This window comes from Pedobacter sp. AC190 (assembly GCF_979258025.1).
In genome coordinates, this window is record NZ_OZ409824.1 from 4,492,153 (window position 1) to 4,518,374 (window position 26,222).

Sequence of the window (26,222 nt, forward strand, 5' to 3'; positions counted from 1 at the left end):
TATTTGGTAGAGCATAGGCTTAACTACAAAAATAATGGAATGTAACGGGTGTTTTTTATATCAAATTAACCTTGTGTTGTAATATCTTATCATCAAGTTTTATTCAAAGCTGGAACTAATTATAATCCCAGCTCTGTATATATTTTAATAGTTTGGATTTTGAACCAACTTTGGATTGTTATCTAACTCTGATGCTGGAAACGGCAAAACATAATTTTTAGTTTCAAAAATCAGTGTCGTTCCTGCTGGTGTACGTAAAGTTGGTAGCTTTATATGTGCAATATTCCAGCGTTTTAGATCATTGTAGCGCTGACCTTCAAGTGCAAACTCAATTCGTCTTTCGTGGCGAATGTAGTTTCTAAGCGCAACTTGTGTACCGTATTTTGACTGATCGGTTAATGGCATTGCAATACCAACTCGCTGCCTAACATCATTAATTGCTTTGTAAACGGTTGCATCTGGTCCACTAACTTCATTTTGAGCTTCAGCATACATTAATAATATGTCTGCGTAACGTAGATGAATATAATCCTGATCTGTAAGGGTAGCTGTTGCAGATGTAATTGGAGCTCTCGATAAATCAACGTATTTCTCCATTAAAAACCCTGTAAAAGATTGCGTAAATCCATTCCAAATTACATTTGTAGAATTCCTCCAAATTTCGTTTGGCAATTTCATAGTTAAATCTAAACGAGGATCGCGATTTGCATAAGGATTTGCAGCACTGAATAGTGGCGATTCTGCGCTTGGTTTTCCATCGGTCATTTCATAATCATCAGCTAAATCTTTATATGGCTGAATTAAAGAAAACCACCCCAATTCAATATCCATTCCACCAGCACCAGGAGAGGTTCTTTGCGGATTTGTTGGAGCAAGATATTGGGTAGAAAACATAATTTCGGTATTAACAGCAGCAGTAGCTTGTCCGCTGGTTTTAAATAAAGCCGCATAATTGTTAGAAAGTGCAAATTTATTATCGGTCATAATTTCTTTCAAAACTGGAACTGCTTCTGCCCATTTCTGCTGCGTAATTAAAACCCTTGCCTTAATACCTTGTGCACTGCCTTTAACTGCGTGTCCATTATATTTTTCGTTAGGTAAGTTTGCGATTGCAAAGTCTAAATCTTGCTGTATAAATGCATAAACCTGCTCTTTAGTACTTTTCGGAATTTTAACTTCATCAACCGTTTTGGGATAATTAGTGTTAATTGGAACTCCACCAAAATTTTGAACCAAATCGAAATACGCTAAAGCCCTTATAAAACGAACTTCTGCTTTATAAACATTTTTCTTTGCTTCGGTAACAGGAGCGCGATCTACATTATCTAAAAAGTAATTACAAGAAGTAATCGCTCTATATGGAGATGAATAAAGATTTGGTAAAACACCTCCCAATCCAGGCGATATACTTCCTGTTGTCATTTCCAGTAAGTTTGCCTGATTGGTATTTTGATATGGGAAAGCATTATCACTCAAAGCATCTAAATACACCCTTTCGTAGCCTAGAAAGTTTTGTTGCAAGCGAGAATATACACCAGATAATGCGGTTTGAACATCAGTTTCTGATGCCCAAAAAATTTCAGAAGAAACACTATTTAATGGATTTTTATCTAAAAAATCTTTTTTGCAAGATCCGAATGTTAATAATCCGAATACAGCACACCATATTATATTTTTATTTTTCATGAGATACACCTTAGAATTTAACATTTAAACCAACATTAAAAATTTTCGTTTGCGGATATTGCGCAAGATTTCCTGTAGAACTTGCTCTTTCAGGATCACCTCCTTCATACTTTGTGATGGTGAATAAATTGTCGGCAGATACATAAACATTTAAATTTTTAATTCCTATTTTAGAAATAGCACTAACTGGTACATCGAAGCCAAGCATTACATTTTTTAGGCGTAAATAAGATGCGTCTTGTAAATAATAAGTAGATGCTGCATAAGGCGCAACTCCGCTATAACCAGCAACATAAATTGCAGGCACAGTATTACTCCTGTTTTCAGGTGTCCAGGCATTTAAAAACTTAGTGGTTGGCGCTGTACCTTGTTGAAAAGGATCGACACCCCAGTTGTTTACACGATTTTTTATGCCTTCAAGTCCTTGAAAAAATGCACTGAAGCTAAATCTTTTATAACCTAAATTTAGACCGAAAGAATAGTTAAAATCAGGATAGGCGCCATCTACTACTACTCTATCGTTTGCATTTACAATTCCATCGCCATTAACATCCTTCATTTTTAAATCTCCAGCTTTTGGATTACGATTTAACTCATGTACAGGCACACTTGGATTGCCAATATCTTCAACCTGGAAAATACCATCCCATTCATATAAATAGAAAGAAGAATAAGGTAAACCAACTTCGTTTATTGTACTACCTTTAGCTGGCGTTCTAAGTTCAATTACTTTATTTTTGGCTGTAGAAATTAATGCATTTAAGCTGTATGTAAATTCACCAATTCGATTTTGGTGGGTTAAGGCTAACTCTACACCTTGACTCCTCATTTTTCCATCGTTAACTGTTGATGCACCTAAACCTAAACTCAATGGAACGGTTGGTCTTGCTAAAATATCGAAGGTAGAACGTCTGAACCAATCGAAAGTAGCACCGAATAGTCCATTTTTAACGTTTAAATCAAAACCTACATCAATACTTCTGGTTGATTCCCATCTTAAACTAACATCTTTAAAATCGTTAATAACACCGCCTTGTTGTAATGCACCATTACCAAATGGATAATTTACGTTATTGATGATGATATTATCTTGGTATAAATAAGTACCGATATCCTGGTTACCAAGTGTACCGTATGAACCTCTAATTTTAAAACTACTTAACCAGCTTAATTTATCTTTCAAGAAACCTTCTTCTGAAACTAACCAGCCAGCAGAGAACGATGGAAATACACCCCATCTGTAATCAGGAGAAACTTTAGAAGTTCCGTCGTAACGTAAATTAGCTTCTAAGAGATATTTACCTTTATAATCGTAATTAATTCTTCCAAATAACGATCTCATTCCCCACTCAGATGGTGCAGCCAAAGATGGTAATCTTGGATGTGTAAAATATAGAGATTCGCCCGATGCAGAATAACCTGTAAGATCTTCTAAAACTGGAGCTACCGTACTAATTCTTCTTCCTCTTAAATTTTGATTTTTATAAGATAACTGTTCAAAACCAGCTAAAGCCTTCAGGTTATGACCTGTACCTAAAGTTTTCTCGTAAGTCAAAGTCGAATAAACGGTTGGATTTAAAACTTTCGAATACTGATCGGTAACACCTAAAATATCAGGACCAAAAGAGTTTGCAACATATTCATTTGTTACTGCTGCCCTATCCTGAAGTAAATACGCCGAATATGGATGCTGATACATTTTATAATATTCATCAACATAGTTAATAGCTACCTTCGAACTCCATGTTAAGCCTTTAAATGGTTTAATATCGATGTATGCCTGAGCGTTAACATTGTATTCCTTTGTGGTTTGCTCACCCATTGCATAAGCCTCTTGCGGATTCCGATTTCTACCTTCATTCGCATATGCTCTCGAAACAATTCTTCCACTTCCATCCGGTAAGAATGGACCATAAAGCGGACCAGCAGCGTAAACCAATAAAGCCATATTCTCACCAGTAAAAGGTGGTTCTTTACGGTCTTTATAAGTCATATTGATGATGGTACCAACACTTATACTTTTGGTTAGATTGTTGTTATAGTTTAGTAATGCATTATAACGTTTAAATTTATATCCTTCGAAAACAGCATTTTGATCTAAGTAACCAGCTGAAATATTAAATGTGCTTTTATCACTTCCACCAGAAATAGACAGGTTATGCTGCATCACATTTGCAGGATTAATATAATAATCCATATTATCAAAATCTGGATATTGTGCCTTATCTGGCGAATTTCTGTATAAATCAATATCTGCCTGTGGATATCTGAAAGCGATACCAGAACGAGCCGCGGCAGTATTATACATTTCCATATACTGCGCAGAATTAGTAATCAAATCTGGCAATGCAGTTGGCGTATGTCGGGCAAAATTTGTGCGGTAACTAAAAACCGTTTCGCCTTTTTTACCTTTTTTGGTAGTTACTAATATTACACCGTTAGCCGCTCTAGCTCCATAGATCGCAGCAGACGATGCATCTTTTAACACCGTTACATTCTCAATGTCATCTGGCGATAAATTATTAAACGAACCTGCAACACCATCAATTAATATTAATGGATCGGTACTACCACCATAAGTAGATCTTCCTCTAATTAAAAAATTTGGATTATCTCTTCCTGGTTCGCCCGAAGGCTGCGTAACTTGAACACCTGTAATACGCCCTTGTATTAAATTAGCTGCATTAGGGGCGGGTCTTTCCGTTAAGGTTGCACCACTTACCGTTGCAACGGCACCAGTTAAGTTTATTTTCTTTTGTGTACCGTAACCCACAACAATTACCTCATCCAGGTCATTTTGCTCTTCAGCAAGTTTTACATTAATGGTATTGCGATTGTTTACTTCTACTTCTTGAATGGTAAAACCCACAAAAGAATAAACTAAAGTTACATTACCCGAAGCAGCAGAAATTGAATATTTTCCGTCGTTATCTGTCGTCGCCCCAATACTTGTCCCTTTCACCTTAACGCTCACACCAGGTAATGTTTCGCCCTTTTGCGATGTCACTGTCCCTTTAATAATAAATGTACTCGGTAATGTCTGGGCATATCCAGAAACCGCGACAAACATCATAATAGTTAAGAGTTTGGCGATTAATACATAGCGTAGCCTAAATCGGCAATAGCTTTTGCGTTTAATTGGGTTCATAATCGAATTTTAATTTGGTTAGGTTATTTTTTGATAATCCTTAGAAGATTATCTGAGTTGTGTTTAAGAAAATAGTAATGATTAGTTAGGGTTAATATTTTGTTAACATCTTATCAGATATAGGACTTACCTCACAATTTGTGCAAGACTTAAGGCTCATACTCTTTTCCGAATATCTGATTAACTCAAATATAAATATATATTTCATATATGAATGTAACTTTTATAATGAACTTTCTATTCATATATAAATTATTTTTTTTCATCCAAATCATTAAGTTTGTTTAAATTACCTCCAATGAATAACGATACTAAATACCAGGCCCCAGCATTAGATAAGGGGTTAGATATACTTGAATATTTGTCTGCTCAGTCAGTTCCATTATCGCAAACCGAAATTGCTACAGGAATTGAAAAAACACCTAATGAAATTTATAGGATGTTGATGAGTTTAGAAAGCCGTGGTTATATTCTCCGTGATGAAGTTTCGGGTAAATACCGTTTATCACTTAAGCTTTTCTATCTTTCCCACCGTCACTCACCGATCGATGAATTAAGAAAAGCAGCACAATTTCCTTTAGAAGAGCTTGCAAATACCATTCGCCAGTCTTGTCATTTAAGTATTTTCTACATGAATCAGGTAATGGTAATTATCCATGCTAAAAGCCCTGGGCCAATTGCGCTTTCTATAGAAGAAGGAAATTTATTCCCTTTGCCTTTAACCGCATCTGGTAAGGTTTTATTGGCTTATATGCCCGAAAGTGAGCGAAGTACGGTTTTAAAAAACAACAGTATCTTCAAAAAATATGCTAAACAACAACAAGAAGATTTTTTAACTTCTTTGTCAGAAATACAACAAACAGGCTCATACTTTAAAAATAGCGACTCGGTATCAGGCGTAACAGATATTTCTGTTCCAATCGGTGTTGCCGATAAAAACGGAATCATAGCTTGTTTAACCATTTCTATGTTAAATGCCTTAAATGCAGATAAGGCAATTGAAAACGACGTAATTTTAGAAGAAGCCTACAAATGCGTTAAAAAAATTGAACAAAGAATTGGGGTTTAACCTTAATTCCTCAAGTTTTAAATTTATTTGAAAAGCAATAGCTATGCTAATCGGTTACAGCAGTCCCGCTTTTCGTTTCAATCTTTTAATAAAACTTCTGTCATGCTGAAGCACGAAGCATCTGCGATCGATGAAACAGATGCTTCGTGCCTCAGCATGACAGCATATTCAAGGTTGCTGCTATTTTAAAAGTATTTCTACTACAATCGGGTTTGTTTTAGTTAGGTTTGATTTTTCAAAATCCATTTCCTTTATAAAACTATCGTCATTGCGAGGTACAAAGCAATCTTACTACTAAGGTTTTCTATCTAGCGTTTTAAGATTGCTTCGTACCTCGCAATGACGGTAATAAGCTTCTAACCGCTGTACTTCACCAAATAATCCTTACCTTTTTCAATCGAAATTTCATAAACTCCTTTCGAAACTTCTTTAACCGTTGCACCTTTAACAACTGGTTTCGATTTACTTTTGATTTTCAATTTACCCGTCCCCACGGCCGAGCTAACTTTAATTTCCTTTTTGTTCATGGAAACAGAAATATCCCCGTTTGCAGTGGGCACTTTACCTTCCATCCATTCTAAACCACCTAAACTTGGTTCAATATTGTAAGTTTCATAGCCTGCGGTAGCAGGACTCACCCCTAAATAATATTTCCCTAATAAGTAAATCGGACTTGCGCCCCAGGCATGGCAAAGGCTTTTTCCATATGGGCGACCATACATTTCTAAATGCTCTACGCCTTTTTTATCAGGATTATATTCTTCCCAAAAGGAAGTGGCACCGAGTTTTAACATCCCACCCCAATAGCTTTTCATTTCTTTTAAAACATAGGATTGCTCGCCCATTGCACATAAGGCTTCGAGTTCATAAAAGCGCATGTATGGTGTAGTAATTTTTGCGATTTTATCATTTAAAAGCACATTTTCTTTTACAGCAATCTTTTGCTCTGGCGTAAAGTAATCGAAGAAAATACCAAACATATTGGCATAACGCGTTACATTATCTGTAGGCTTATCTTGAACACGGCTATGTACTAACGCCTGCTTATTTTGATTCCAGTATAATTCGAAAATCTTTGCTTTTAATGCCTTTGCTTCAACATCGTATTTAGCTGCATTTTCTGAATCATTTGCTAATTTAGCGCACAAAGCCATTGTTTCTAAACTTCTGGCGTATAATAATTGCTCAAAACTTACCTCTCCATCTTTACTTAATTTATCGGCCCAATCAATAAAAATCCAATCGCCTGGCATCCATTCTAATAAACCATTTTTATTTTTTCTACCATCAATGTAAGTCATAAGTGATTGCATGCGGGGATAAACATCCTGTACAAATTTTTTATCGCCAGTATATTTATAGTAATCGTAAATCCCTAAAAACCAATAGAAAGAATAATCCATAATGGTATTAATATGCGCTGTTACGGGGTCTTTACCGCGTTGGGCAAGCAATGTTCTTTTAACTGTTGGTGCATCGAAAAATGAATAATAATTCATTAAATAACTTTGATAAGCATCTCCGCTCCAAACCCAACGGTCGCGTTTTATGCCATCGATAAAAAACTCACGCGTGTTTAATTGGAAAGTATATTTAGCTACATCATAAATTTTATTTAACTCTGTATCAGATGATTTGAAACTTCCACGTTCGGTAACAGGCGCATACTCATAAAGCATTGAAATAGAATCTGCTGTAACGCCGTTTTCTGGTTGAAAATTCACATACCTGAAAGCTTTAGAGAGTGGCATGATGGAATCCTTTTTCTGCGCTAAATCTATATCCAAGAAATCTAGTGTTTCACATTTGTCAATTGATAAAGCCTCTTCTTTTGATTCTCCATAGTACAGGCTTAGTTTTCCCTTACCTTTTAAGCCATGTACTTTAATGAAACCAAAAGTTTCTTTACCAAAATCGGCAACATAACCCTTGCCTGCAATTTCTTTTTTAGTAGCAAAATGTGCTACCACTGGTAATTTAAATTTTGATGGCAAAACATTAGGGTCGGTTAAATTCCAAGAACCAGCAGTTACGAAAGTTGTACCCGATTTATCCGAAACCTTGCCACTTTGATCTATCCACTCCTTATCTTCAAAGGTAGTTAACCAGGTTTCATCAGAAACTACGGTTTTACCCTGTACAAAAATGGCGGGTACAGCTCCCTGACTATATACTTTTAAGCTCAATTTATGTTTTCCTGCAGGAATTTGAATGGTTTTTGGAAATCCCGAAATCGCCTGACCATCAATTTTTACATTGTAAGTTCCCTCTACAAAAAGCTTAACTTCTTCGGGTTGGCTAAGTGTAAATTCCTTATGGAAATCGACCAAAACATAATGACTATCCATTTTCCAAAACACTGGAAAAAACGAGCCACGTTCCGTTCTGCGATTTTGCATCACGTTGCTCATGTAAATATCAAAATCGCCGGGGTACCAAATCCATGATGCTTTTTGAGCAAAAATCGGATATGTTAAACAAGTAAAAATTGAGAGTAAAAGTATTTTTTTTAAGTTTTTCATAATGTTATTTAATCTAAATCTTTGAACTTGAAGTGAGCTAGATTCAAGGATTTCTCTATTCCGCTGCGCTTCAATCGAAATGACGACTTATCTTGTTACTTAGTTTATTTAATGTCCGTTAAAGAAAATGTAAAGCGCAACCATAACCACAGCAAGTGCGATCCACGAAATCCAGACTGCTTTATCGGGTTTTTCAATGTTAGATTGATGTTCATCATTTATAGTGTAAATACTTGGGGTTCTATCTAATAAAGAAATCAGCATAGCGATGACCAATAATCCTGCAAAAATGAAAAAAGAAAGCATCAAATAATGTGGCCAAAATGGATACTTATCTGGAGGTAGAATCCATAAATAAGTTACGCCAACACCCAAACTTAAGATTGAACCGATTGAAAGTGTAAAGTTTACAGCCTTCCTTGTTGTTCTTTTCCAGAAAACAGTAAGTAAAAACACAACAGAAAGTGGCGGAGCAATAAAGCCTAAAACCGATTGAAAAACATCAAACAAATTCAAACCTTTGATATTATCGATAGCCAAAACGACAATTACTGCAAAGATGCAACCTGCTACAACTGCCCATCTTCCAATATTAATAATCTGTTTATTACTGGCTTGCGGATTAATTTTCTTTACATAAATATCCATCGTAAAAACGGTACTCAATGAGTTTAAAGATGAACCAATTGTACCTACCAAGACAGCAATGAGCACCACGATAACCAAGCCGTTCATTCCAGGGGGAAATAAATTGGTAACCATTGTCATATAAGCCTCATTTGGGTCTTTCAGGTTTGGAAAGAGCACGTAACAAAGTATTCCCGTCCCGATAAAAAGTGGTAAGGAGAGAATTTTTAGCCAACCAATAAAGCTCACGCCTAGCTGACCTTGCTTTAAATTTTTAGCGCCCAAAACCGACTGAACCATAGATTGGTCTGTACAGAAAAAAGCAACTGCAGCAACTGGATAACCTAGTAGAATTGCGTACCACGGATATTTCGGGTCGCTTGCTGGCTGAATTAAATTCCAAAAATGATGTGGCGTTTTTGCATACAGAGCCGAAATTCCTCCAACCTTATTTAACCCCAAGAGCATCAGCGAAAGCGAAACCGCAATCAGTAAAATCATCTGAAAAACATTCACTTTGGCAATGGCTTTTAAGCCACCGAAAAAAGTAAATAGACCAGCGAAAGCGACTAAAACTGTAACCGATTGCCACATTGGGATTCCTAAAATCTGCCGGACCAAAAAGCCTCCAGCAAATAAGCCAAGAGATAGCCAGGATATTAAAATCTTTACCAATGCATACCAGGCTAATATATTCTGGGTCGAATCGCCATAACGATTCCCCATAAACTCTGGCATGGTACTTACTTTTGCAGCTAGATACTTCGGTGCGAAAACTATCGCCAACAAAAACAAAAATATAAAAGCATACCAATCGAAATTTACAGCAACAATGCCTGTACTGTAACCAATACTAGCAAATGCAAGGAGCATAGATGGACCAACATTGGTACCCCACATATTAAAGCCAATGCTCGACCAGTTCAGGGATTTATTCGCTAAGAATAAGGTTTCATCTTCTCCTTTCTTCTTAGAGAAACTGGCTCGATACCCAATTATAATCAATATAACAAGGTAAGCGACGACTATAAAGTAATCTAAATTAGTTAAACGTTCTACAATATTATTCATTTATTAATTTGGTTAGTTTGGTTTAAGTTTCGCCACGGAAACACAGTATTCACGGAGCTATTTTTTATGCGCCCCTTCATTGCTTTGCAATAACTACTGTTTTATTATTACATCAATTCCGTGTTCCTCCGGGTTTCCGTGGCAAAAAATTATAGCCCGATCGATTCCCTTGTAATGTTATTGGCTTTCAAAATCTCATCAATTTTTACTGGCAAACCTATCTCCATTGATTTATCCATAGCTTGCAACAATGCAACCGTTCCAATTCCTTCTTTCAAATCTGGATAAGCTGTAAATTTATTGTTAATGCTATCGGCAAAGTAATCAAGGTAGTTTTGGTATTCGCCAGCATGATGGCTTTGGCCTTCGAAACGGAAATAATGTTTCAAGGTTGAATCGCCCCAGGTAATAATTTTTTCTTCGCCCGTTTTGGTGGTAACCGAATAACGTAATTCGTGGTAATCGGCCTGACTAGCGCCTTCTGTTCCACGTAGAATGCAACTCATTCCACTATCGCGACTTGCAGGCTGCGTTGGTCCTGTGTATGCTCCACTTACTCTCGCAATTCTGCCGTCTTTCGCTTTGAAAATAAAGTGCATGGTATCAACATTTTTTATCCCAGCTTTTAAACCGTTACTACTTAGCATGCCGTAACCCATTACTTCTTCAATATCGGGCATATACCAGCGGATAAAATCTACAGGATGGCTTAAACCGCCGTAAAGCCATTTGAAGGATTGTTTTAGCGACCAACCTTTTTCTAAAAACCAGCGATGGTCTGCATGATAGTGACTTTCTATTGTAATCAATTCGCCAATTAAACCTTTATCAAAATCCTTTTTTTGTCGCATCGCTGGCTCAAAAAAGCGTGAACTTTGACCTACGAAAATTTTCTTCCTTGATTTCTTTGCCAGTTCCAATAACTCATTTGCCTGAGCCAAATCATCAATAAAAGGTTTAGTACAAACCACATGTTTTCCATGTTGCAAAGCCAATTTGATATGCTCGAAATGCAAGTGATCTGGTGTATAAATCGCAATCATGTCGATTTTATCACTGGTTAACATGTCTTCATAACTGGTTGTCCAATTTTGGAAATCGAATTCCAAAGCACGTTCTTCACAAAGCTTTTTATTGGCATCGCAAATTTGAATGAGCTTAAATTTTTTGCTCGCCAATGATGCAGAAATTGTACTTCTGCCCTCTCCTAAACCTAAAATCCCTAATCTTAACATGATATTAATTTTTTATTTCTTAAGTCGTCATTGCGAGGTATGAAGCAATCTTAATTCGCAAAGAATACGATAATTGTAGGATTGCTTCGTGCCTCGTAATCACGAGTGTTTTATTTTATTCTATTGGTTTAAAATACACCCAAACCTCATCAGGTTTTGTACCTTCAATACCTTCCTGGTATTTTTTCATTATTGAATTCCATTCATCCACTTTCGGATTATTTAAGGTGGTTTTTGGATTTAAATCGTCTAATTTCTTTCCTTTCGGAATACTGATAATCAACATCAATTGCCTATTCTTTTTGAAAATTGCTAATCGCTGAAATTCAGCATTACAGAAGCCCTTAGATATTTCAGGCCACTTTTCAAACTGGGTTTTGTGATAATCCAGATACTCTTTTTGCATCTTCTCATCCTCGACCAAATTAGCAGATAAAATAATGTTATCCCATTCCGCTACAGGTTTGTTTCCACAGTTTTTTTCTCTGTTGAAATCATAAAACAGGTTATCATAAAGCTTTATTTCTTGCGTATTCAAGCGTTTCAAAGTTTGCTGTAAACTCTCTACTTTTAAGCTAGAAGTATAAATAACCAATCGATTATTCCATTTGTAAATAGAACTTGCTTTCAGATTGTTCTCTTTTGCAAAGTTTTCCAAATCTTTATTTCCTGGTATATTATCATTTTTGAAAATCAATTCAAAAACTACCGATTTATCTTCCGCTTGATTGATTCCACGATTTGAATAAACAGATTTCTCTTTTAACAAAATTTGAAAAGGTTTTTCCAAACCTGCCTGTTGCTTAATCCTTTCAGAAACTTTTGGTCCATTGTTTTCCCATAAATTATCTGGTCCGTTGGCATTTTGAAGATACTTTTCGGTTGGTGTCCAATTATTTTTTATGGTGAAATACGATGAACCTTCATCCGTATATAGATAAAACCAGTGCTCAGGAAGATGCGCATAAGGCGCTTTGTAAATACTATCAATTGCGTTTTCTGTGATAAAAGATTCTGGCTGCGCCGATAAAGTATAAATCCCTGCAACATCGTACATGTGTTTTCCGTAGTGATGGATTTTGTTAGCGCTTATGGTATTATTTTTCATCGCATTTTGGGTTTTGGTCCAGCCCCAACCCATGCTAATGCCCGAATAAGAAACATCACTAATTTCGTTATGCAAAATTTTAATGCCTCTTACATAACCTGCGCCAATGCCAACTGCGCCCCAATCTTCATTGGTTATATCGGTAATTAAATTATTTTCTATCCTATCGTTTGTAGAAATCTCTCGCTTATCTGATGGATTGTAAGGTAAATGCACTTCAGTTGCTTCATCGGAAAATGTTCCAATCAAAATTGCCGATCCTCCAACATCTTTAAATAAATTACCCTGAATCAAATTATCAGATGTTCCTTTTTTGTAGTCTAACCCTGTCGAAGCCAAGTGTTCAAATCGACAATTTTCAAACGAAGTATGATTTGCGTAAGTAACTTCAACTGCTGATGTTGGTCGGCCAACCCAGGCCTGATTTTCCAAAGCAGCCTTGTCAGGCGTTCCTGGGGTTTTAAGTTTATAAGCATCGAGCATATACATACCTGCCTGATGCGGCACATGACCATGTTTTGATGGCCTTAACCAAGTAGAGTGCTCAAAAGAAATTCCTTTAAAGTTTACAAAAGAAACAGGATTGTCAACCGTTCCCTCAATTTTCAAAAGATTTTCAATTGCCGGCGCTATAACTTCTGCATTCAGCATATTTTCTGATGATTTTGGCCAATAATAGAGTTTGTGATTTTTCAAATCTTCGAACCATTCTCCAGGTTCATTTAAAAATTGAATGGCATTGGAAAGGTAAAACGCAGAATTTCCCGTTTGATCAGAAATCCATGGTGCAGGCCAGGGATGTTCGGATTGAATGCGGCTTTCTGGTTGCATGAAAGAAAGTTCTGCTTCATTTCCAACTACTTTTACAGATTTAACCCTCAAATTAGCAATTGCCCACCACTGATGAATAAGCATTTCCATGCCCTTAACATTGGCTAAATTAATACCTTTTTGCATTGGAATTTTACAGGTTTCAGTTTCTGTATTCCAGGATAAAATCCTTCCCATTGCATCGCCATTGTAATTTTTTGCACGAATGGCTTTATTTCCATTTACCCAAAGCTGTCTGAATTGCAAATCACTTCCATCAAAGTTTGGAACATCCGTTACCCAAACTTTTCCTATGGATTCTTTAGGCAAACCAACAACATTTCCGCTTAATTTTTTCCAGCCTTTGATTTTCACACCACCACTTAAAACAACTTTTTCATTCGCAATTATCTCTGTAGGACTATCTTTTGTACCTGAATCTTCAGGGCGAAGAACTAGGGGTTCATGAAGTTGGTAAATGCCTTTACCCATAATAATCTTGACTCCATCTTTTATGGAAGAATCATTCAAACGCCTTAATTCGCGGGCTTTTCTAATCGCAGCATGAAGTGTTGCTAAAGGTTTTTCTTTTGTACCTAAATTTGTATCTATGCCTTTTAAGGATACGTAAATATCTACAGCACTTGCTTTGAAGGATAATAAAAATAAAAGAATTGCAATGAAAAATGGTTTGTACCTATTGGTTCGTGAAGACACGAACCGAGGTAAGCGCACAAAGTCTTGGTAAGCATACCCAAAGCCATGGTAGTTGTCCTCACGTAACATTAAGTTGCAAAAGCCACACATTATGTTGAAACAGATTTTTAACCTATTCATAAATTATTTCATTTGAAAAACCTATTTACAAAGCCATGGTACGTGTCTTCACGTACCATTAAGTTACAAAAGCCATAAATTATGTTGAAACAGATTTTTAGCCTATTCATAAATTATTTCATTTGAAAAATCGATTTCAGATAGCTTGTATTGGCACTGAAATTATATTTTACATTTGTTGGCTGACTTTCATCTCTACTTCTTTCCACCACTAGCCAACCTTTCCAACCCATATCGTCTAAGGTTTCCTTCACTTTGTTTAAGTCAATTTTCTTGTCATTTTGTAACCAAACACCGTCTTCATTAGTTGCATGAATTTGAATAATATTCTTCTTGCCCAAAATCCTAAGCTCCTGATGTAAATCTCTTCCATTTTTAATGGCATTGGAGAAATTGAAATAGCTTTTTACATATTTGGAACCAATTTCTTTCAATAACTTAAGTTCGCCTGCCGCATCTAAAGATGTTTCAATTCCAATGATAATACCCGTTTTTGAAGCCATCTTTCCAGCTATTTTCAACCTGTCAATAATAGATCCGCGTAACTCTGGGTTTTTAATCAAATCGCCCTGAACACCTAGCGGAAGAAACACCACTTTAACGTTCATTGCCTTCGCTGTATCCAAACAATCCTGAATCATTTTTTGATAAGTTGGTCGAGTAGCGAATGATTGCGCATAAAAGCCAGTCATTGCCAATGAGCAAATCTCCAAATTCAATTCTTTTGCTTTATCTAAATATTCTTGTCTAACTTTTGGGTCGGCCAGTTTATTATCAAAAGTTTCTCTGTTTCCCAAACCTCCCATATCAATTTCCAATCCGTCGGCACCAATTTCTTTCGCCAGCGGCAACGCACTAATTTTCTGACGTTTTAGAATCATCAAATCAATTACCGCAATTTTGTATGTGTTCTTTTTATCTGCTGCAAATAGGAATTGATCAGGAATCATTAATGCGCCAGTTAATAAAGCAACATGACCAATAAAAGCCCTTCTATTCTGATGTTTGTTCATCATTTTACTTCATCCCATTTATTGGAAATAACTTTTCTAAGTTCTCAAATCCCATCACAGCATTTTTAGGCAATTTTTCGCCCTTATCTCCGAAAACATACATTGCATTTTCCTTCTCGATGGTTACTTTACTTTCGTCGTATTTCCCTGTTTTATCTTTTACAGCAGTGCCATTAAGCTTGAAGTTTTTGATTAAAAAATCGTAAAGTGCAATGCGCTTGTTAATGCCGAAATCGTGTTTTTCATTAGGAAGATGCACATTCTCGACCTTATCTTTCACATCATAATAACCGTACATTTTTTGTAAGTAGGGAAAATCATGTTGTGGAGTATGAGCTGTCCAGTCGCCACCATCTGATACCAATAACTGTGGACGAGGAGCTGCCATTGCAGCCAGTTCTACGTTATCTGTTCCACCTCCACATTGATGGATTGGCATACCGCTTTCGCAAGGGCAACCGCCATAAAAATATGACGACATCGCTACAACGGGTGCACTCAACTTAATCCTGTCATCCATGGCCGTCATTAAAATTGAATGACTTCCAGCTCCAGAACCGCCGCTTATACCTATTCTACTTGTATCTGTTTCTTTTAAGGATGTGAAATAATCCAAAATTCTTATCCCACCTAAAGTTTGAACGGTTTGAGCTAAACTTCGGCGATGGTCTTCGTATTTAAACTGAAGCATCGATTCGCCCCACGCAAATAAATCATAACTAAATGCCATTGCCCCCATTCTGGCAATTGTAGCACAGCGAAGCTGACAATCGGCTCGGTAACGCTGCTTTTCCCAATGCCCATCGGGACTTAAAACCACTGGAATTTTACCCTTTGCATTTAATGGCTTGTACAACGAACCATTTATCCAAACACCTGGAAGTATTTCCAAGGCGATATTTTCTACTGAATATCCATCGAAAATCCGTTTTGCCGTAACAATTGGTTTCGAATTTATTTTTGCTGGTAATGGCGATAACATCAAAGCTTTGTAAAGCTCTGGCTTGATTTCCGCTTTGCGTTTTTCCCAGCTGGCTCGGTCAGTATATTTTGTACCCAACTGATCCAAATAGGCCCATCCATCCTGAACTTCCCAACGATAATATTCGTATTCTTTCAGTTTATAAACGCCTGGCTTTTCTTTGTTTACTTTCATATCCAAAGGTGTAAGCACATTGGCGAGTGTTTCATCTACATCAGCACGAAAACGCCAATCGGCATAGTTTACCCACTTATCTTTTACCTGTGGCTCAGAATATTTAATCTGAACTTTAAAACGCGTTTGAATTTCTTTTAGAACATCAACAAGTGGTTTTTTATAAAATTTATCTGTGTTTTGGGTTTGGGCGGAAAGGTTTGTAAAAAGGAAGAATGAAAAAATTATTAAAGTAGATTTCATAAAAATACCTCCCCCTGCCCCCGACAAAGGGGAATAGCATGATGCAGATAACGAACGTACGCCATTTTGAACTTGTTTTAGGTTCTTAAATGAATAGACATATTGCTTTAAAGATGCTGAGATAAATTCAGCAAGACGAATGCAAAAACCATTGCAAAAACATTTTTTCACTGCGGTCGAAATGACGGTTTGAAAAAATGAAGACTTTTCTAATCTCATGGTTCTTCGCTTTTAGTTTCTGTAATTACTGGTGCAGTGTAACCATTCAATTTTGGCCAAACACCATTTTTAATTTTCTTCAATTTCAACTTTGATGGATCGACAATCACATGCTTGATTTTTTCCCTTCTCCAGGTATAAATAAAGTGTAACATACCATCAGCAGTTTGAATTACAGCAGGGTAAGAATATTGGCTAATCGGCGAATCTTCTAAAATTAAGGCTGCGTACCATTCTTTTCCATCTTTAGAAATCGAAACATTCAGAGGAGTTCTTGCGCCTTTGGCTAAATCGCCTGGAGGCAAAACATGGTTATAAACCAATACATGTCGACCATCTTTCATAGTTACGGCATCAGTCCCAGAGTTATTATTAGGTAAGGAGGTTTTGGTCATTGGCGTCCAGGTTTCTCCGTTATCCTCCGACCATGATTCTGCAATTGCCCGATTAGCAGTTCTGGCTAAAATCTGTAACTTCCCATTACCATGCTGCAGAATACTTGGTTGAATAGCTTTGATTCCGTTTTCAACCAACGGACCAACTGTTCTCCAGGTTTTACCGTTGTCTTTTGTCACCTCAAAATGAATTTTCCAGCCATCGCCCTCTTTACTTGATGGCGCAAAAAGATTTCCATTGCTTAATAAAACAGGTTTATTTTTAACAGGACCAATATTTCCATCTGGTAATTTTATAGCTTTCGACCAAGTTATTCCGCCATCTTTTGATGTTTTCATTAAGCCCCACCATTCTGATGGTTTGGGTCCGATTTTATAAAACAATACTAAATCTCCGCCAGGAACCTGATACAATACAGGATTCCAGGTTGGTAATCTTTTGCCATCTGGTTGAACACCATTTGCTACAGAAACTGGTGCTAACCACTTCCCATCAACAAAACGACTGATGTAAATTTCCACATCAGGGTTTCTTTCTTTTGTTCCGCCAAAGAAAGAAGCTACTAAACCTGTCGAAGTTTCGGCAATGGTTGCAGAATGGCACGACGGAAATGGGGCTTTATCATATAGATATTCTTGTTTTACAACTCCAGTTTGCCATTTTTCTAGCTGAGCCTTAGCGCTTGCTGCAAGTGCAAAAGCAAGTCCTAATGTGATGTATATTTTTCTTTTTAACATAATTTTATTTAAATCAACTATCTATCAACGGTCGTCATTGCGAGGAACGAAGCAATCTTACTACTATAGTTGTAGCGACCGCTTTAGGATTGCTTCGTGCCTCGCAATGACGATAAGGTTAAGCAAAATGTTTACTGCTTTGCCTTATTTGCTTTCTCCTCTTTTATCTTTTTGGTGTAAGCACTGTAAAGCGCTCTCCAGCTGCGTCCGTTATTGTTCAGCATTTGCTCTGATTTCGTTTTATAGATTTCAAAAATTGCAGAAATTTGTTTCATATTTTTATAATCAACAGCCTGTTCTCTAGCTTGCTTCAAGAAACCTAAAATCTTAGCCTCTTCATCAGCCGTTAAATCTGGAACAATGGCTTTGTAACCTTTCATTGTAAATTCTACTTTCCCAATGGTGTATTTATCTAGGATAGTTTCAACTTGTTCTGGAGATAGATTCTGGTTCAAACCATCCATTAAAGCCTGATGAACACTTGAAGGCATGGCAGAATCGGCAATAATTTGCTTATCCAAATCACTTAATTTATTTCCAGTAACAGGGTTTATCCCGTCAGGAACGGTTGATGATGGATGTTCGTTATGCCAATCTCTTATTGTTGTTAAATGAACTGCAATAGCATTTTCTGCTGCAGTCTTTTTCTTAGCATCTGTTAAATTTAACGCACCAACCCATTCTTTTGCTTTAGTTAGTATTTCCTCGGGCACTACCACATCTTTTGTTTGACTAAAGACATTCACTGTGGTTAGCAGCAAAGTCAGTAACATTAGTGGCTTTAAAAACTTTCTCATAATTGTATTTCCATTTAGGTTTATCAAATATTTTTAAACGTTTTATATAAACGGTCGTCATTGCGAGGTACGAAGCAATCCTAATGCTGTCGTTGTAAGATTGCTGCGTACCTCGCAATGACGATAAGGCGAAACAAAATCCTTATTTCTTCCCCATCATTTCAATCTTGGTGGAGAGATCTTTAGACCTGATTTCAAAGATTTCTCGGCTTCGCTCCACATGCTGTCATTCTGAGTGCAACGAAGAATCTGCAACCGATTAGCACTTAGAGCACTCTTCCATCGCTTGGAGATTCTTCACTATGTTCAGAATTACAAAGCAAATTACTTCCCTTCCACAACAAAAGAATAATCTCCCGAGCCAACCTCATAAATTGCGCTGTTATCTTCCATTTTTATAAATTTTAGATCCTTAACTGATTTCAATTTCTCTGTAACTTCATTTTTATTAGCCGCAGGAATGTAAAGCAAAGCTGTAGTATTTGGTGGAATGGTAACATTCCAGTTAAATGCTTTTGCTGTTTTACTATAACTGCTTTTTATTGTTCCATAAACTGAATTAAAGCTTGCATTCACCGAACTCAAACTGTTTATCATTTCAGGCTTCATGATAATTTTTTTAAAAGCTGCGCTTTCTGATTTAATTCCCGCAAGGTTTTCGTAATACCAGATTAACAAATCGCCAAGCATCATTACATGGTTTTGCGAATTCATTTTCGGGTCGGCAGTATTGCCATTCCATAATTCCCAAATCGTTGTTGCACCATTATCAACCATATATCCCCAACTTGGATAAGTTTTTTGAGTCGCAACCGTGTAAGCCAAATCTGGTCTACCATAGTCATTCAAACAGCGCATTAGCCACTGAATACCAACCAAACCATTGCTCAAATGTCCTTTATTGGTAACCTCAACTGTGTATGTAATATTTTTAAAAACTTCCTCAACTTTATCTTTCGGAACCATGCCAAAATAAAGCGGAATAATGTTATCCGTTAAAGCATTGGAAGCATAATAACCTTTATCGTTATAATATTTCTGATTGAAAGCCTCCTTAATTTTGTTTCCCAAAGCCTGGTAATTCTTTACATCCTCTTCATTTCCAATCGCTTGTCCAAACTGAATCATCAACTGTGTAAAATGATAATAATATGCTGTTGAAATTAATGCGGATGGATATTTTTTATCGGCACTTTTCCCACGACCGAATTCAATGGTAATTGGAGGCATGCACCAATCGCCGTAACTATCCTTAGTTAAAATATAATCTTGCATGTAGCGGCTCTGCATGTAAGCAAGCCATTTTTTCATCGCTGGATAATTATCACGCACCGCAGAAATATCTCCCGTTTGCTTGTAAACCATTTCGGTAACCAAAAGCATTGCACCAGGCCACGTCATATTATCGCTGTAGTAACGCCAGAAAGCTGGTGCAACATCTGGAATAGCGCCATCTTCCTTTTGCGAATTTCTGATATCCTGTAACCATTTGGTATAAAACCGTCCGTTATCAAAAACAAAACTTTCGCCATAAGCCACCGCACCTCGATCTCCCAACCAAGGCATACGCTCATTTCTTTGCGGACAATCGATTGGAATTCCTTTGTAGTTCCCTGCAATGCCCCACCAGGCGTTTTTGAAAATCTGGTTAGTTAAGGCATCAGAAGTTTCGAAAGTTCCAACAGTTTTAATGTTATCGTAAATCATTTTTCCTACAAAATCATTTACAGAAGGTTGATAAGTGTAACCCGAAAGTTCTACATATCTGAAACCACGATAGGCAAAAGTCGGTTCCCAGGTTTCTTGTTCGCCACCTTTTAGAGTGTATAAATCCGTACATTTTGCGTTGCGAAGATTGGCTGTAAAAAGTTCGCCATTATCTTGTAACGATTCTGCAAAACGCAGTTTAATTTGCTTTCCTTTTGAGCCTTTTACTTTGATTTGCAACCAACCAACCATGTTCTGACCCATATCAAGAATGTATTTATCGCCAGAAAGTTTTTTAATTGAAACAGGTTTCAGCGTATTCATCACACGCATATTTTCATTCATTTGCGCTTCAATCACTCCTGTAGGCTCCTGAACAAATTCTGCCTTTGCCCATTTGCTATCATCAAAACCAATATTATTCCAACCTGATACCTCTTTCGTTGCATCATATTCTTCGCCATCATATTCATTGTTGGTTCTGATTGGACCGTCTGCTGTGCCCTTCCAACTGTCATCCGTATCAACGTTGGCAGTTGTTCCATCGGTATAAACAATATTGATGTTCATCAGCATCTTCGGAAAACCAAAGGTTTTAATTTTATAAGGTTTTTCATTTTGGCGCATGGCGAAAAACCGACCATTGCCTAATATCGTTCCAACTGCATTTTTACCGCTTTTGATATAAGATGTTACATCATAAGTATTGTATTTTACATTTTTAGTGTAATCTGTTGGCGATGGAGATAAAACATCCTCCCCAACTTTTTTCCCATTGATATAAAGTTCGTACAAACCCAACCCTATGATGGATGCCGTGGCAGATTTTACAGTTTTCGTACTTTGAAATTCCTTTCTAAAATATCTTGCAGATAAGCGTGAATCCGTTTTAATATTATCCCATGGGAAAGCCCTTTCGAAACCAATCCAACCTTTCGGCCAATCTTTATAGTACAACAAACCCATCGAAAAGTAGTTATTAGCCGACCATTCGCTTGGCCCAGCGGTGGTCCAAACTTTAACTTTCCAATAAGCCTTTAATCTGCTTTTAAGTTCTTTTCCAGTATAATTTACATGAATCGATTCGGCAGAATTTACCTTTTCAGAATCCCACAAATCGCCTTCATTGGCATTTAATTTCTCTATCGATGAAGACACCAAAACCTGATAAGCAGTTTGCATCACATTTCGTTCTTTTGAAATGATATGCCAGGCAAAACGTGGCTTTTGAACATCAATCCCTAAAGGATTTGTTAGCATCTCGCAGGTGGTATTTTGCAACGAGACTTGCGCCACCACTTTGTTAAGTGGTAGTAGCCAGATGCTGATTACAGCTATGTAGATTTTAATGTTCATTTACTTTTAATTGAGGGAATAGAAAGTAAGAAATAGGAAATTGACATTCAAATTAAAGCCTATTAACCATTTCCTATTTTCTATTCACAATTCTCTATTTTCAATTCCCTATTCTCTATCTTACCGAAAAATCAAAATACAAAGTCATATCCAACGCCCTAGCCGGTTCTTTATCAAAATCATAATAAATATTTTTCATTCCCATCGGACCAGTTGTTTCTGGCTTTTGTGTTTTAGTTCCTATTGCCGAAATTCCATTCATAAACGATATATCGCCAGTTGGAAATGTCGGACTCATATTATCATACTCTGTATCTTTCGATTTCTTTGGCGTAAATAGCCTTAAAAAAACATCTTCTCTATCCGTTACTACTTTAAAAGTCTGCGATTTGCCTATAAATTCGCACCAATACATATTTGAGTGGTAACCTTTAAATTCTGGATATTGCCAAGCTGGTTCACCAGTTGCAGAATCGTTATAATCCTTTTTCCAAATTCCGAATTCAGTACCTTTCATACGATTTTTCCAAACACGGTAAGGCCCGTTTCCTTTGTATTCAACACTTTTAATTTCCGTTTCGGGATATGAAAAATTCAACCCCACGAATGTGGTAAAGTATTCAGAAGGGAAATATTTTACCTCCATTTTTAACCATCCCGATGGATAAATCGTCCACTGCAAAGTATTCCAGCTTTCCTTTTTATCAAATTTGGATGAAATAACCAGATTTTCGCCATCCATTTTGGCCGTAAAATTTTTGAAATTATTTACGCCTTCTTGTAAAACAGGACCATTAGAAAAAGGAACCACACCCTTCGCATTTTTAGCTTGTTGTAATAATCCAGTAATTTTATCGAATGTTAAATCGATGCCATTTGCCAAAACCTGATAAACCTTTGCATCTTCTTTTAAAATCACTTTTGATGAGGCTGTTTTCACAACAATTTTATCTGCATCAGCAGCCGGCAATGTAATTGGAAAGCTCCAGGTAAATAATTCTTTCCCATAAACATCCTTTACAGTTAAATATAATGCATCAAAACTTTTCCAATCTGCGGGAAGATCAACTTGTAATTTTCCTTTTTCGAAAGGTTTAATATTTGGTGCATCGGCTTTACCTGCTTTAAATTCTGCATCAGCGCCTGCTTTAAGTTTCTTCAATCTCCACTCGAAAGTGCATTGGTTAAGGTTTGTAAAAGCATAACGATTTTCCAATAAAAATGAGCCATCAAAACCAGCGGTAATTTCTCGCTTCTCTATAAAAACAGGACTCCAAACCTCTTTAATGGTATAAAAACTTCCTTCTTTTTCATGATAAGGGCCAACAATTCCATCTGGACCGTGATTTCCGTCGGTGTCCAGCTCGCCATTTTTATCGGTACGCACCACGGCCTGGTCGGCAAAATCCCAAAGAAAACCACCTGCAGAAAGCGGATTATTCCACATGGCATTCCAGTAGTCTTCGATTCCTGCACCATGGCCGCCATCCCACATGCCATGCAAAAATTCTGTTGGCATTAAAATGTTATGTCCATGGTCGTAGTTTCCAATTCCATAGTTAAACTCACGGTAATGCGTAGTTTCAAATCCGTTAAAAACTTCCCAAGGGTGAACTAAAGGACGTTTTTGAATATCATTATCTGTAAAAAGATGGTCAAGCTCGCGATTATGGCCACCTTCATTTCCATTCGCCCAGAATATGATTGATGGGTGATTTTCATCATTCAGCATCATTTCTTTAAACAATTTCGTTCCTGTTGGCGTATCGTAATTTCCGTGCCACCCTGCTAATTCATCCATCACGAATAAGCCTAATGAATCGCAAACATCCAAAAAGTGTCCATCTGGCGGATAGTGCGACATACGCACAGCGTTCATATTCATCTCTTTCATCAGCTCAACATCAGCTATGCTGATCTTTTTGCTTGTTGTTCTGCCAGATGTTGGATAAAAAGAATGTCGGTTTACACCTTTGAATTTCATTTTTATGCCATTCACGTAAACACCGTCACGTTCTTTAACTTCAACCGTTCTAAACCCTATTTTTTTAGCAATCTGATGAATTGGTTTTTCGTTTTTACTTAAGGTAAAAGTTGCAGTATAAAGGTTTGGAAACTCCGACGACCAAAGTGATGGACTCTTAAACTGTTGTTCGATTTTGGTTAAACCCGATGTAATTTTCGCGGTAAAGTCATTGCCAAATTTCTTACCATTTTTATCTGTTAATTCAATCGAAATTTTATCAGCCTGACCTTTAATGAAAACATTAGCCGTTAAAACACCATTTGCTTTAGCATCAAGTTGCACCCGATCGATGTAAGTTTGGGGCAAAGCTTCCAGATAAACAGGTCTGAAAATACCTCCAAAAATCCAGAAATCGGCTTTCCGTTCTGCTTCATTAACCGATTGATTAGCTGAATGTTTAGAGACTTTTACTTCAAGCAAATTTTCTCCCGACTTTAATAGTTTAGAAATATCATATTTAAACACATAAAATGAACCTTGATGAATTTCCCCCGCTAATTCTCCGTTAATTTTAACGTCAGTATCCGTCATCGAACCCTCAAAAACAATATTGATTTTTTGGTTTTTCCAATCAGATGGAACGGAGAATTTGTATTTATAAAGTCCTTGTTCCTTGCCTTTATTTGCTTCTTTATTGAAACCGTAATTGTACTTTCCAAAACCTTGTAATTCCCAGTTTGACGGCACAGGAATAGTTGTCCATCTGCCAGAATTCATTCCTTCGGTAGAAAAGAAATCCCAGTTAACAGTGTTGTCATTTCCCGTTCCCGATAGATATAATTTTTGCGTTTGCTGTGCTTTTACAAAGCAGAACATCGTTATTAAACACAAGAAAAGTATAAATCTGCGTTTCATTAATTGGTTTTAAATTGGTTGGTTAATGGGTTATCAGTACGGAAAGGTAAAGCAGGCAAGCCATTGCTATATAAATTTCCCATTGGATTTTCTGTCCAGTTGTAACGTACGGCTTTGGGTTCTGCAATTTCTTTTGAGGAAACGATAACCTTTCCATCCTTCAAAATCGCATCTGCATTAACGAACTTGCCGTCTTTTGAGGCAATTGTGAAGCCTGTTAATGAAGATGAATTACCTGAATCGGTATAATCAAAATCAAGGAAAGCTTTACCATCTTTAAAGGAAACAGCTTTGTAAATCGGTCCAGAGAATGCTATTTTTTGATGGTAAGTTTTACCTAAAGCCAAAAGTGCCAATCTTCTCCCCACTTCCCATTTATAGGTTGGGTGCAAATCTCCACCGTTATCGTTCAAATCATTGGTCGATATCATACCCGTATTTGGCAAGCGTAAAACTTGTTGCTGCGCTTCCCAAAAGTTAGGTTGCGTGTCGGTTGTAAGCACAACTTTGTCACTCTTCTGTTTGCTGTAATCGAAAGGAGCAATCTGCACATAATAAAATGGCAATTGTTCTCCCCAAGCTTTGCGCCACAGGTTTACCAATGTTTTTAGTTTGTAAGAATAACTAATAGTCTCATTTAAAAAGCAGTTTGTTTCGCCTTGATACCATAAAAAGCCTTTTATCTTAAATTTCGAAAGTGGCTCAATCATTGGCGTATAAAACTTGCCTGGGTCGTTGCTTACTTTTACGTTTTTAAAATAAGGCTCTTGTGCAAATGCATCTGGAGCAACCCATGGCTCAATCGCACTTCCAGAAACCGAAGAAGAAATCATGCCGACCGGAATGCCCAGTTTTTGCTGAAGTTCTTTCGCGAAAAAATAACCAACAGCAGAAAAAGCCTTCAATGCTGAATCTTGCGCTACCGCCCAACTTTTATGAGTAGAATCTGGTTTTGCCAACTGTTTACGATTAACCAGGAAAATCCTGATTTGAGTATTTTTTGCTTTCTGTACTTCATCCGCAGGAAAACCTAATTTTTCATTTTTTGGTTTAGGGATTTTCGCCAGCTTCCGCATTTGATACTCCATGTTCGATTGACCTGAGCACACCCAAACTTCGCCAACCAAAATATTGGTTAATTCTATTTTATTAGAACCAGCAATAATCATTGTTTGTGGCTTCGCTGATGTTTTCAAAGGAACCAAAACCACTGACCAATTTCCGTTCTTATCGGCCACTGTTTGCTTTTTTTGACCAGCAAAAGAAACTTCGACTTTTTCACCAGCTGAAGCGTAACCCCAGATATTGATCGGTTTCTCACGCTGTAAAACCATATTGCTTGATAAAATTTGAGGCAAAAGAATTTTGGCATTGGCAGAGAAAGAGATTAAGGCAAAAATTGCAAAGAACATGAAAAATTGCCACGTCGTACCTCCCCGCAACGACGATTGCTTTTCCCCCGTTTTGAATGAATTGTAATTAAGTGAAGAAAATCTTTCGGCTATGTTCAAAGATTTCTCGGCTTCGCTCGAAATGACGGTTTTGATAAACACCATTAAAAAATGTTTAGAATGGGATCTCAACCAAGCTCCAAACCCTAAACT

14 protein-coding genes are annotated in these 26,222 nt (G+C 37.0%); 1 reads left to right on the top strand and 13 read right to left on the bottom strand.

Annotated elements, in window-relative coordinates; genetic code table 11:
• Nucleotides 1-144: 144 nt before the first annotated feature.
• Together ACZZZI_RS19705 and ACZZZI_RS19710 are read right to left on the bottom strand one after the other, a co-directional pair.
• Nucleotides 145-1,686, bottom strand: a complete 1,542-nt coding sequence (locus tag ACZZZI_RS19705; RefSeq protein ID WP_316758157.1) for a RagB/SusD family nutrient uptake outer membrane protein — start codon at nucleotides 1,684-1,686, stop codon at nucleotides 145-147.
• A 10-nt stretch (nucleotides 1,687-1,696) separates the two neighbouring features.
• The gene (locus tag ACZZZI_RS19710; RefSeq protein WP_463490888.1) at nucleotides 1,697-4,834 is read right to left on the bottom strand and encodes a SusC/RagA family TonB-linked outer membrane protein; all 3,138 of its coding nucleotides are present in this window, start codon (nucleotides 4,832-4,834) and stop codon (nucleotides 1,697-1,699) included.
• A 298-nt stretch (nucleotides 4,835-5,132) separates the two neighbouring features.
• On the opposite strand from ACZZZI_RS19710, the gene ACZZZI_RS19715 reads away from it, so the two are divergent.
• On the top strand, nucleotides 5,133-5,903 hold the full coding sequence (locus tag ACZZZI_RS19715; RefSeq protein WP_316758152.1) for an IclR family transcriptional regulator: 771 nt from the start codon (nucleotides 5,133-5,135) through the stop codon (nucleotides 5,901-5,903).
• Nucleotides 5,904-6,259: 356 nt separating this feature from the next.
• Here ACZZZI_RS19715 and ACZZZI_RS19720 read toward each other — a convergent pair whose 3' ends face one another.
• From ACZZZI_RS19720 to ACZZZI_RS19770, 11 genes are all read right to left on the bottom strand, one after another.
• On the bottom strand, nucleotides 6,260-8,425 hold the full coding sequence (locus ACZZZI_RS19720) for an alpha-L-rhamnosidase-related protein (protein WP_463490890.1): 2,166 nt from the start codon (nucleotides 8,423-8,425) through the stop codon (nucleotides 6,260-6,262).
• 108 nt (nucleotides 8,426-8,533) lie between these two features.
• A complete protein-coding gene (locus tag ACZZZI_RS19725; protein ID WP_463490892.1) occupies nucleotides 8,534-10,123 on the bottom strand; it encodes a sodium:solute symporter family transporter in 1,590 nt (529 codons plus the stop codon).
• A 149-nt stretch (nucleotides 10,124-10,272) separates the two neighbouring features.
• Complete coding sequence (locus ACZZZI_RS19730) at nucleotides 10,273-11,358, bottom strand: Gfo/Idh/MocA family protein (RefSeq protein WP_316758146.1); 1,086 nt, start codon at nucleotides 11,356-11,358, stop codon at nucleotides 10,273-10,275.
• 115 nt (nucleotides 11,359-11,473) lie between these two features.
• Complete coding sequence (locus ACZZZI_RS19735) at nucleotides 11,474-14,113, bottom strand: L-rhamnose mutarotase (RefSeq protein WP_463490895.1); 2,640 nt, start codon at nucleotides 14,111-14,113, stop codon at nucleotides 11,474-11,476.
• Nucleotides 14,114-14,226: 113 nt separating this feature from the next.
• Nucleotides 14,227-15,129 (bottom strand): sugar phosphate isomerase/epimerase family protein, encoded by a 903-nt coding sequence (locus ACZZZI_RS19740; protein WP_463490897.1) that lies wholly within the window; start codon nucleotides 15,127-15,129, stop codon nucleotides 14,227-14,229.
• A 1-nt stretch (nucleotide 15,130) separates the two neighbouring features.
• Nucleotides 15,131-16,744, bottom strand: a complete 1,614-nt coding sequence (locus ACZZZI_RS19745) for an acetylxylan esterase (protein WP_463490899.1) — start codon at nucleotides 16,742-16,744, stop codon at nucleotides 15,131-15,133.
• Nucleotides 16,741-17,877 carry a sialidase family protein gene (locus ACZZZI_RS19750; RefSeq protein ID WP_463490901.1) on the bottom strand — a complete coding sequence of 379 codons (1,137 nt, stop codon included), beginning with the start codon at nucleotides 17,875-17,877 and terminating at the stop codon, nucleotides 16,741-16,743. Before ACZZZI_RS19750 ends, ACZZZI_RS19745 begins: the two co-directional genes overlap by 4 nt.
• 131 nt (nucleotides 17,878-18,008) lie before the next feature.
• The gene (locus ACZZZI_RS19755; RefSeq protein ID WP_316758136.1) at nucleotides 18,009-18,674 is read right to left on the bottom strand and encodes a DUF3826 domain-containing protein; all 666 of its coding nucleotides are present in this window, start codon (nucleotides 18,672-18,674) and stop codon (nucleotides 18,009-18,011) included.
• A 324-nt stretch (nucleotides 18,675-18,998) separates the two neighbouring features.
• A complete protein-coding gene (locus ACZZZI_RS19760; protein ID WP_463490903.1) occupies nucleotides 18,999-21,737 on the bottom strand; it encodes an alpha-L-rhamnosidase in 2,739 nt (912 codons plus the stop codon).
• A gap of 115 nt (nucleotides 21,738-21,852) precedes the next feature.
• Nucleotides 21,853-24,618 (bottom strand): glycoside hydrolase family 2 protein, encoded by a 2,766-nt coding sequence (locus tag ACZZZI_RS19765; protein WP_463490905.1) that lies wholly within the window; start codon nucleotides 24,616-24,618, stop codon nucleotides 21,853-21,855.
• Nucleotides 24,618-26,174 carry a sialate O-acetylesterase gene (locus ACZZZI_RS19770; RefSeq protein ID WP_463490907.1) on the bottom strand — a complete coding sequence of 519 codons (1,557 nt, stop codon included), beginning with the start codon at nucleotides 26,172-26,174 and terminating at the stop codon, nucleotides 24,618-24,620. Before ACZZZI_RS19770 ends, ACZZZI_RS19765 begins: the two co-directional genes overlap by 1 nt.
• Between the last annotated feature and the right edge of the window lie 48 nt (nucleotides 26,175-26,222).